7 protein-coding genes are annotated in these 11,701 nt (G+C 29.6%); all 7 read right to left on the reverse strand.

Going from position 1 to position 11,701, the window contains the following annotated elements; translation table 11 throughout:
* Positions 1 to 8: 8 nt before the first annotated feature.
* The 7 genes from HMPREF1092_RS07445 to HMPREF1092_RS07475 all read right to left on the reverse strand — a co-directional run bounded on the left by HMPREF1092_RS07445 (position 9) and on the right by HMPREF1092_RS07475 (position 11,698).
* On the reverse strand, positions 9 to 821 hold the full coding sequence (locus HMPREF1092_RS07445) for a PHP domain-containing protein (protein WP_002598036.1): 813 nt from the start codon (positions 819 to 821) through the stop codon (positions 9 to 11).
* A gap of 117 nt (positions 822 to 938) precedes the next feature.
* Positions 939 to 1,310, reverse strand: a complete 372-nt coding sequence (locus tag HMPREF1092_RS07450) for a DUF1292 domain-containing protein (protein ID WP_002598037.1) — start codon at positions 1,308 to 1,310, stop codon at positions 939 to 941.
* A 220-nt stretch (positions 1,311 to 1,530) separates the two neighbouring features.
* The gene (nifJ, locus tag HMPREF1092_RS07455) at positions 1,531 to 5,040 is read right to left on the reverse strand and encodes a pyruvate:ferredoxin (flavodoxin) oxidoreductase (RefSeq protein WP_002598038.1); all 3,510 of its coding nucleotides are present in this window, start codon (positions 5,038 to 5,040) and stop codon (positions 1,531 to 1,533) included.
* A 335-nt stretch (positions 5,041 to 5,375) separates the two neighbouring features.
* Entirely contained in the window at positions 5,376 to 6,458 is a 1,083-nt protein-coding gene (locus HMPREF1092_RS07460; protein WP_002598039.1) for an undecaprenyldiphospho-muramoylpentapeptide beta-N-acetylglucosaminyltransferase, read from the reverse strand.
* 23 nt (positions 6,459 to 6,481) lie between these two features.
* The gene (recJ, locus tag HMPREF1092_RS07465) at positions 6,482 to 8,245 is read right to left on the reverse strand and encodes a single-stranded-DNA-specific exonuclease RecJ (protein ID WP_002598040.1); all 1,764 of its coding nucleotides are present in this window, start codon (positions 8,243 to 8,245) and stop codon (positions 6,482 to 6,484) included.
* A gap of 10 nt (positions 8,246 to 8,255) precedes the next feature.
* A complete protein-coding gene (locus HMPREF1092_RS07470) occupies positions 8,256 to 8,804 on the reverse strand; it encodes a DJ-1 family glyoxalase III (protein ID WP_002598041.1) in 549 nt (182 codons plus the stop codon).
* An 11-nt stretch (positions 8,805 to 8,815) separates the two neighbouring features.
* Positions 8,816 to 11,698, reverse strand: a complete 2,883-nt coding sequence (locus HMPREF1092_RS07475) for a DNA topoisomerase IV subunit A (RefSeq protein ID WP_002598042.1) — start codon at positions 11,696 to 11,698, stop codon at positions 8,816 to 8,818.
* Between the last annotated feature and the right edge of the window lie 3 nt (positions 11,699 to 11,701).

Genomic DNA, 11,701 nt, shown 5'->3' on the forward strand with positions numbered 1-11,701 from the left:
TTCTATATTTAATTACTATTTAAAAGTTTATTTAATAAAATCTCATTTACTCCTTGACTACCTATTATTACTCCATCAGAATTTAAATCATGAAAATCACTTCCTCCAGTAATAATAAGCTTATATTTCTTACTTATATTATATAGAAAATTTGTTTGTTCTTTACTATGACTTGGATGATATACTTCTACACCCATAAGTCCATAACATTTAAGTTCTCTTATTATTTTTTCTATATCCATAGCTCTATATATTTTACCTGGATGAGCAATTACAGGAACTCCACCACTTTCTTTTATTAATTGTATTGCTTCTTTATATGTTAGCTTTCTTCCTTTTTCATAAGCTTCCTTACCCTTAACTAGATATTTATTAAATGCTACTTTAAAGTTATCTTCATAACCACATTTCACAATTTCATTAGCAATATGTGCCCTTCCAACTGATGAATTTTCTGATATAAGTTTTTCAACATCTATATATATATCAAATTTCTGTAGTTTATAACAAATTTTCCTTGCCCTATTAGCTCTTTCTTCTTTCAATTTATTAACTCTTTCTATCAAAAGCTCATCTTTATAATTTATAAAATATCCAAGTAAATGGATTTCTAATTCATTAATTTCTGTACTAAGTTCTATCCCAGAAATTATTTCTATATCTTTAAAGTCTTTTTCTAGAATATATTGAGAATCTATAGAGTCATGATCAGTTATAGATATATATTTAACGCCTTTATCTATTGATAACTTTATTATTTCCTCTGGTGTAAGTTTGCCATCTGAATAGGAAGAATGAATATGTAAATCAGCATATTTCATAACTTAACACCTTCCTTTTCTCTATATAGAATATACCATTATTAATATCTAATGTAAATCAATTATTTTACATTTTTTCACAAAAAGAGAGTGGCAAATACCACTCTCTTTAAAATATTATTCTGCTGCTAATGTTTCATTATAGTGTTTAGCTACTCTATCAAATTCTTCTTCTTCTGGAACTACTAATTCCTCATCTTCAGCTCTGAACATAAATACAGAATCATCTTCTGGATTTTGAGCTAATACATATTCATTACCTTCAAATTCAAAAGCATCTATAATAGGGCAAGAAATTTCATTACCTTCATCATCAACTAAATCTACAACGAAGTGTTCGTGTTCATGTTCTCCACATCCACATTCGTGATCATGTTCATGACCATGGTTTCCACATCCACATCCTTCTCCGTGTTCATGGTTTCCACCACATCCACATCCTTCTTTTTCTTCTCCATGGCATCCACATTTATTTAATTCTTTATCCATATTGAATTCCTCCTTGTTTTCCTTTATGTTATAATTCTACCCTTAAACAATAAAAATTAAAAGTAATTTATTTAATTTTTAATCTTTTATAGGTGATTTTTTTCTTAATAAATCCAATTAAATTCATATTTTCCATATTAAGTTCTAAAATTTCATTTAACTTTAGATTTGAATAAAAAAAGAACCTAGATTATAATCTAGGTTCTTTATATATTAAAGATTATTTTCCAGCTAACTTTTTGTAACCTTCTAATCTTTCCATTGCATCTTTGTAAGTTTTTTCAAATAGTGCTTCTGCAGCTTCTGGGAATGCTTTAGCAAGTGAAGCATATCTAACTTCTCCCATTAAGAATTCTTTGAAGTCTCCAGTTGGTTCTTTTGAATCTAAAGTGAATGGATTTTTACCTTCATCTTTTAATGCTGGGTTAAATCTGTATAATTGCCAGTATCCACAATCAACAGCTTTTTTAGCTTCTACTAAGCTGTTACCCATACCAATCTTAATTCCGTGGCTAATACATGGAGCATAACCTATAATTAATGATGGTCCTGGATACGCTTCAGCTTCAGCTATAGCTTTAAGAACTTGGTTCTTATCAGCTCCCATTGAAACTTGTGCAACATATACATATCCGTAAGACATTGCGATCATTCCTAAATCTTTCTTCTTAGTTCTCTTACCAGCAGCAGCAAATTTAGCTATTGCAGCAGTTGGAGTAGATTTTGATGATTGACCACCTGTATTTGAATAAATTTCTGTATCAAATACGAATATATTTATATCTTCACCTGAAGCAAGAACATGGTCAACTCCACCGAATCCGATGTCATAAGCCCATCCGTCTCCTCCAAATATCCATTGTGATGGTTTGATTAAGAAGTCTTTTTCAGCTAAGATTTCTTTAGCTAATTGATTATCTGAACCTTCTAAAGCAGCTACAACTCTATCAGCTCTTTCTCTAGTTCCTTCACCAACTTCTACTTGGCTTAACCAAGCTTCTAAAGCTTCTTTAGCTTCACCAGTTAATACTTTTACAGCTTCTGTAGCTTTTTCTACAAGTCTTTCTCTTATAGTCTTAGCTCCTAAGAACATACCTAATCCGAATTCAGCATTATCTTCAAATAATGAGTTTGCCCAAGCTGGACCGAATCCTTTGTGGTTAACTGTATATGGAGTAGCAGGAGCTGATCCTCCCCAAATTGATGAACATCCAGTAGCGTTTGCTATCATCATTCTATCTCCAAATAATTGAGTTACCATTTTAGCATATGCAGTTTCTCCACATCCAGCACAAGCTCCTGAGAACTCAAGTAATGGTTGCTCGAATTGGCTTCCTTTTAAAGTTGTTTTCTTCATTGGATTAGCTTTTGCTGAAACTTTTTCTATAGCGTAATCCCAGTTAGCTATTTCAGCTTCTTGAGTGTGAGCTGGTTTCATAACAAGTGCTTTTCCTGGTGCTGGACAAGCTACAGCACAACAGCTACATCCTGTACAATCAAGTGGAGTAACTTGGATTCTGTATCCCATTTCTTCTTCTGATTTAATTCCTTTAGCTGGAACTATAGTCATTCCTTCAGGTGCATTAGCTTTTTCTGATGCATTGAATAAGAATGGTCTTATAGCAGCATGAGGACATACTACAGCACATTGGTTACATTGAATACACTTATCAGCATCCCATTCAGGAACATTAACAGCGATTCCTCTTTTTTCATAAGCAGCAGTTCCTGCTTCAAAAGTACCGTCTACCATATCCATTAATGTTGAAACTGGTAAATCAAATCCTTCTTGTTTGTTCATTGGATCAACTATATTCTTAACAAATTCAGTTTTCTTGTGGTGATCTTCTACAACTTCGTCTTTAGCGTCTTTCCATGAAGCTGGTACATTTATTTCTACTATTGATTCAATTCCTTTATCTATAGCAGCATTGTTCATATCAACAACTTTTTGACCTTTTTTACCGTATGAAGTAACAACAGCATCTTTTAAGTATTTAACTGCATCTTCAACTGGGATAATGTTAGCTAACTTGAAGAAAGCTGATTGCATTATCATGTTGATTCTTCCACCTAATCCAATTTCTTGAGCTATAGCAACAGCATTTAAAGTGTAGAACTTAATGTTGTTTTCAGCTATATATCTCTTATAAGATCCTGGTAAGTGTTCTTCTACTTCTTCTGGTGTCCATATTGTATTTAATAAGAATGTTCCATTTTTCTTTAATCCATCTAGAACATTATATTTGTGAACATAAGCTTGGTTGTGACATGCAACAAAATCAGCTTTATCAATTAAATAAGGAGATTTGATTGCTTTTTTACCAAATCTTAAGTGTGATACTGTTATACCACCAGATTTTTTTGAATCGTATGCAAAGTATCCTTGAGCATACATGTCAGTGTGGTCACCGATAATTTTGATAGCACTTTTGTTAGCACCAACAGTACCATCTGATCCAAGTCCCCAGAACTTACATGCAGTAGTTCCTTCTGGAGTTGCATCTATATCTTCATGTACTTCTAATGAAGTATTTGTTACATCATCATTAATTGCAAGTGTGAATCCATCTTTTGGTTCTACTTTAGTTAAGTTTTCATATACTGCAGCAATATGTGATGGGTTAGGGTCTTTTGATCCTAGTCCGAATCTTCCACCAACGATTACTGGAGCATTTTCATCACCATAGAATGCACTCTTAACATCTAAGTATAATGGTTCTCCTGCTGATCCTGGTTCTTTAGTTTTATCTAAAACAGCAATTTTCTTAACTGTTGTTGGTATAGCTGCTTTTAATCTCTTAACATCAAATGGTCTATAAAGTCTTACTTTAACTACCCCAACTTTTTGTCCGTTAGCATTTAAGTAATCAACAGTTTCTTCACATACATCTGTAACTGATCCCATAGCTACGATAACTCTGTCTGCATCTTTTGCTCCATAGTAATCGAAACAGTGGTATTCTCTTCCTGTTAATTTAGTTATTTCAGCCATGTATCCTTCAACAATATCTGGAACTGCATTGTAGAATTTATTAACTGCTTCTCTTGTTTGGAAGTAGATATCTGGGTTTTGAGCTGTTCCTCTTGTTACTGGATGACTTGGGTTTAATGCATTTGCTCTGAAAGCATTTAAAGCATCCCAATCAACTAATTCTTTTAATTCTTCATGTTCTATAACTTCTACTTTTTGTATTTCGTGTGAAGTTCTGAATCCATCAAAGAAGTTTAAGAATGGAATTCTTGATTTGATTGCTGCTAAGTGAGCAACTGCTGATAAATCCATTACTTCTTGAACTGAACCTTCTGCAAGCATTGCAAAACCTGTTTGTCTTGCTGCCATAACGTCTTGGTGATCTCCAAAAATACTTAATGAAGATGTAGCTAATGCTCTAGCTGATACATGGAATACTCCTGGAAGTAATTCTCCTGAGATTTTATACATATTTGGTATCATTAATAATAAACCTTGAGAAGCAGTGTAAGTAGTTGTTAATGCTCCTGCTTGTAATGATCCGTGAACTGCTCCAGCAGCACCTGCTTCTGATTGCATTTCCATAACCTTTACTGGTTGACCGAATATGTTTTTCATTCCTTTAGCAACCCACTCATCTACGTGTTCTGCCATTGGTGATGATGGTGTAATTGGGAATATTGCTGCAACTTCTGTAAAAGCATATGAAATATGAGCTGCTGCAGTATTACCGTCCATTGTTTTCATTTTTCTCATCGCGTGACCCCTCTTTCATTATAAAAAATTTATAAATTTAGAAAATTTAACTCTAAATAAGCGACATTTATTTAGAATTTTTTATAATAAATAAAATTCAATTTTAAGAAACTTTAAGTTAGTAAAATTTAATTTTATTTAATAATAAATGGTTAACATTAAAAAAATATTTATCCACAGAACATTTTTTTAATATTTCCCTATAAAAATAGGTACTATTTTGCACCTACTCTTATAGTTTTACCCATCCTCTTTATTATATATCACTTTTTTATTTTTGCAAGTTTTGCTTGAAAATACTTTGTATTTTTTTACATTTTACTTTTATCGATATTTTACTTACGTTTACTCTCTATAGTACTAGTTATAACGCGTATTATCTCTTTAACTCCGTCATTCATATTACTTTTATTCATAGAGTCAATTAAATTTTGTTTACTGTTTTTTAACATTAACACATTTTTTACTAATCCAGTTTGAGCTAATTCCTCTTCTTCTACAGCTAAGGCAAATCCTTCTTTCTTGAATGAATTTGCATTTAATATTTGATCTCCTCTACTTTGATTTCTTGATAATGGAATTAAAAGAGTAGGTTTTCTTAAAGCTAAAAATTCAAATATAGAGTTTGCCCCAGCTCTGGAAATTATATAATCTGCTGCTTGCATTAAGTTAGGTAACTCTTCTCTTACATATTCAAATTGTTTATAACCATTTATTCCTTCTAAATTTTTATCTAAATTTCCTTTTCCACATATATGAATTATGTTATTATCTTTTAATAATTCTTGTAAATTTTCTCTTATTCCATCATTTATTACTTTAGCTCCTAGACTTCCTCCCATTGCTAAAATAATATCTTTGTCATCTTTAAACCCACATGCTTCTTTTCCAAGTATTTTTGATCCTTTTAAAATTTCTCTTCTTATTGGGCTTCCAGTTAAAATTCCTTTATTATTTTTTACATGTTTTAAGCTTTCTCTAAATGTTACACATAATTTATCACAAAATGGTGATGCAAGTTTATTTGCAAGTCCTGGAGTCATATCTGATTCATGTGCAATAACAGGAATTTTTTTTATTGAAGCTGCTATTACTACTGGTACAGTTACAAATCCTCCTTTTGAAAATATTATGTCTGGCTTCTCTTTTCCAAGTATTCTTAATGCTTGAGCTACCCCTTTAGCTACTTTAAATGGATCAGTAAAGTTCTTTATATCAAAATATCTTCTAAGTTTACCAGATGATATTCCATAATAAGGAATTCCCTCTTTTTTTATAATATCCTTTTCCATTCCATCTTTACTACCAATATATTTTATTTCAAAATCTAATTCTTTAAGAGCTGGTACTAATGCAAGATTTGGTGTTACATGTCCTGCTGTCCCGCCTCCTGTCATTATTATCTTGTATTTACTCAAAAAATATCCTCTCCTTAATTTTTCTAAAATCTAAAGCTTTTTATTCCTAATTGAATAGTTTTTTCATTATTGAATTCATTTATTTCTGGATAATAAATTATATCCATATTAAAATCACAGTATCCAATATCTTGAAGCTTTAAAAATTCTTCTTCTCCAAAGGCATTTTCATACGCCTCTTTAAAATCATAAAATTTAGTAAAATTTACTCCATCTATAGTTTTACCATTTTTCATAGATATTTTAAACCTTAAAAAATTTTTTTCTTTTCCCATAAATATAACTCTTTTTACATTAATATTTTTAGCACCAAAACTTGGCATTCCATTTCCTTTTCCAAAAGGTCGCATTCTCTCTAATTCTTCAATTATTTCAAAGTCTAAATATTCTACAGAAAGTGCTGTATCTAAATGAGTTTTAGGAATTATATCTTCTTCTGTTAATTCACAATTCATATTTAATTCTTTTCTTAATCTTACTATATTCTCTTCTTTTAAAGATAAACCTGCTGCCATTGGATGTCCACCAAATTTCTCCATTAAATTTTTACACTTACTAAGTTCTTCAAACATATTGTATTCTTCTATAGATCTTCCAGATCCTTTTGGCATATCCTTTCCTTTTGTTAAAACTATAGTTGGAAGATTATATCTTTCTCTTATTCTTCCTGCAACTATTCCTGCAATACTTTCATGTATAGTCCTTTCATAAACTACTATGACTTTATCTCCATCTTTAAGTTCTTTCTCAACTTTTTCTGTTACTTTTTCTATACTTTCTATAGTTAAATCTTGTCTTGTTATATTTAAATCATTTAATTTTTTAGCTAATTTTTTTGCTCTATCCTCATTTTCTGTAATTAAAAGTTCTACTGATATGTCTGCTATTTCTAATCTTCCTGTAGCATTTATACAAGGCCCTATAACAAATCCAAAATGATATTCATTTATTTCTTTATCATTTAAGTTTTTGATTTTTATAAGCTCTTTTAATCCTAAATTTTTAGTATTATTTATTAATTCTAAAGCTTTTTTAACTATTATTCTATTTTCGTCTAAAAGATCAACAACATCACATACAGTTGCTATTCCAACACATTCTAAAAGTTCTATTTCTTCACCTTGAATTCCAAACTCTTTATATAAAGCTTGAATAAGTTTAAAGCTTACTCCTGCTCCACAAAGACTTTTAAAAGGATATTTACAATCTTCTCTCTTAGGATTTATTACTGCATCTGCTTTAGGCATCTTTTTTGTTTTAACCCCATTTTCATCTACAATAGGTATATCATGATGATCTGTTAAAACTACTGTTAATCCTAATTCTTTTGCTAACTCTACTTCTTCGAATGCAGAAATTCCATTATCGCAAGTTAATATTATTTCTGCCCCTTCTTCTTTAAGAATTCTTATCCTTTCTTTATTCATACCATAACCTTCTGATTCTCTATTTGGTATATGATAAGTAAAATTAGCACCTAATTTTTTTAATCCTTTATATAAAGTTGCTGTACTACAAACTCCGTCACAATCATAATCTCCATAAATAACAATTCTTTTTTGATTTTTAATTGCATCTTTTAATATTTCTACACCCTTCTCTAAATCTTTTAGAAGATAACTATCATGCATATCATTTATATCTCCATAAAGAAAAAGAGAAGCTGCTTCTTTACTATCAATTCCTCTATTACTTAAAAGTCTTAATGTCAATTTTCCCTCATTAAGCTCATTAGATAACTTTTGGAATTCTGTCTTTTTATTCTTTAAAAGCCACTTCTCTTTCATTATTTACCACCTATCTAATTTTATAAAGCATTCCTTTTTCTAAATTTATCGCTTCATCTTCATAATCTAATTCTCTTAAAATTGTATATGAAAATTCCATTGCTGTTGCTGGACCTCTACTAGTTATTATATTTTCATCTATAACTACTTTATCTTCTTTATAGTTTACTTCATTTTCTCTTTCTAATGCATTAGGGTATGAAGTAACATTTTTCTCTTTTATTAAACCTGCTCTTTCTAAGACTATTGGTGCTGCACAAATAGCAGCCAATTTTTTTCCTTTCTTATACATTGATTGTATAATTTCTATTACTTGTTTATTATCTCTTAAATTAGCAGCTCCAGGCATTCCTCCTGGTAAAACTATCATATCATAATTTTTTATTTCTTCACTTAATAAACAATCTGCTTTTACAGATATTTTATGAGAACCTTGAACTTCAATATCATTTATTGATACCATTTTACAGTCTACATTTGCCCTTCTTAAAATATCTACAACTGTTAAAGCTTCAATCTCTTCAAATCCATTGGCTAATAAAACAGCTACTTTTTTCATAAACATCACCTCTATTTTATTAATTGAACTGATTTTATTTCATCATCAATAGTAAGTTCAACTACACTTGCACCTCTTCCTGCTCTATTTTGTAGTTTTAACATACCAACTATTATTATATCTTCTTTTTTATTTTTAGTAGTTACAGAAAGTTTATATTCATCATTTTCCATATATTTTGCATAAACAACCTCTTCACCATCTTTTAATGTTATTCCTGTAACTCCTGATGTAAATTTACCCATAGCACTTACTCCATCAACTGGGAACTTAATAGTTACACCTTTTTTTGTTACCATTACTATATTTCCTATTTCTAATGGGCTTATTAGAACCATTATAACTCTATCATCTGATGATTTTAATTTATAATATCCTTGAGTTACATAATCTCCATCAAATTCCTTAAGTGATGTTTTCTTTATTATACCTTTTTTGGTTACAGCATACACTCCTAACTCCTCAGTATAATTTTTAATAGAAGTTATTTTTATTATTTTTTCATCTTTCTCTAATCCATCTATTACATCACTTAATTTAAGATCTTCTTTTATAACATTTTGAACTAAAAATGTTTTTATTTTAAACATATTTCCTTTATCTGTGAATAATAATAAATCACTTAATGTATCTGTATATGTTTTTAATTCATCATTTCTACTAATTCTACTTGAAAGTTTTAATACATTTTTATTTCCTAATGCTATTCCAAACTCTTTAAACTCTAATTCTTTTATATATTCATATTCTATAACTTTATCTTCTTTTGATAAATTAAATAAATATGTTCCTAAAATATTTCTTGGTTGATGTTTAATTTCTCCAATTTCTAATTGGAATTCCAATCCTAAAGCTGTTTTAACTCTTAAAAAATCTTCTTTATTTTCTCCTTCAAAAAGAGTTGCTTTAACCACTTCTTCATCTTCTTTAAGTTTTATTGCTTGAAGTTTAGTATAATTTGTTTTGAAATTATCTAAAGAAGTATTTTTTATCATTCCTGTATTAGTTATAAATTGAATATAGTTATTTTGATTTAAAGTAGTAACTGAAATTGTATTAATTATCTTTTCTTCATCTAAATTAAATCCTTTAATTAGATTTTCTATTCTTTCACCTTTATCTTTCCATTTACCTTCTGGAATATTTATGCCTCTAATTTGATACATATTCCCCTTATCTGTAAATATTAAAAGTGTATCTCTAGTATTAGATTCAATTAAAAATCTTAAGAAATCGCCTTCTCTATAGTCAATTTCATTAGCATCTGCATTAGATCTAATGTAATTTTTATAAGGTATTCTTTTTATAAATCCATCATTTGACATTGTAATCATAACATCTTCAACAACTACTAATTCTTCTACATCAATTTTTGCTTCACTATCATCTTCAATTATAGCTGTTCTACGATTATCTCTATATTTTTCTGTAATTTCTACCAATTCTTTTTTTATAACTTTAAGCAATTCCTTTTCATTACTTAAAATTTTTCTTAATCTTTTTATAGTTTTTTCTAATTCTGCATATTCTTTTTTGTATATATTAATTTCTAGTCCAGTTAATCTATATAGCATCATTTCTAAGATAGCATTTGCTTGTATTTCACTAAATTCAAATTGATTCATTAAATTTACACAAGCATCTTTTTTAGATTTTGACTCTCTTATAGTTTTTATAACTTGGTCTAAAACATCAATTGCTTTAATAAATCCTTCTACTATATGAAATCTTTTTTCAGCAAGCTCTAATTCTTTTTTAGTTCTTCTTGTAACTATATCTTTTTGATGAGTAACATAGTGCTCTATTATAGTCTTTAATCCCATTTTCTCAGGTTTACCATCAGCTAAGGCAACCATATTAAAACTTATATTACATTGAAGATCTGTTTTCTTAAAAAGATATTTTAAAACTTTATCTACTGTTTTTTCATCTGCTGCTTTTTTAAATTCTATTACTGCTCTTATACCATTTCTATCAGATTCATCTCTAATATCAGTAATACTTTCTAAAACTTTAGAATGCTTTTTATCACCTGTCATTTCTGATATAGTTTGAAGAATTTTTGCTTTATTTCTTCTATATGGAAATTCATTTATTACTATTCCAAGTCTTCCATTTTCTAATGTTTCAATACTTGTTTTAGCTCTATAACTAACTTTTCCATCTCCAGTTTCATAAGCAGAAAGAAGCGAATTCTTCCCTATAAGAATTCCTCCTGTTGGAAGATCAGGGCCTTTTATATATTCCATAAGACCTTTTGTATCTATATCATTGTTATCTATATATGCAAGTATTCCTTCAGTTACTTCTCCTAAATTATGTGGAGGTATATTAGTTGCAAGTCCGACTGCTATACCAAATGCTCCATTTACAAGTAAATTTGGATATCTACTTGGCAATACTTTAGGTTCCATTTCACTATCAGAATAGTTAGGTACCATATCTACTGTATCTTTATCTATATCTCTAAGCATTTCCATAGCCATATCTGAAAGCCTAGCTTCTGTATATCTCATAGCCGCTGCTCCATCTCCATCTTGTGAACCCCAGTTACCATGTCCGTCAATAAGTGGATTTCTAGTGCTAAAATCTTGAGCTAAAATTACCATAGCATCATATACTGATGTATCTCCATGAGGATGATATTTTCCTAATATATCTCCAACTATTCTTGCTGATTTATAGTAAGGTCTATCTGGAAAAGCCTTTAACATATGAGCCCCGTAAAGTATTCTTCTATGAACTGGCTTAAGACCATCTCTTACATCTGGAAGTGCTCTATCTTTGGCAACTTCTATTGCATATGGAAGATAGTTATCTGGCATTGCTTCTTCAAGAGGCACTCTTATAATATTTTTATCTATTGGTATTGTATTACTTATTTTCTTTGCCATAAA

Origin of the sequence: Clostridium thermobutyricum, assembly GCF_000371465.1 — a bacterium.
GTDB classification, from domain to species: domain Bacteria; phylum Bacillota; class Clostridia; order Clostridiales; family Clostridiaceae; genus Clostridium; species Clostridium thermobutyricum.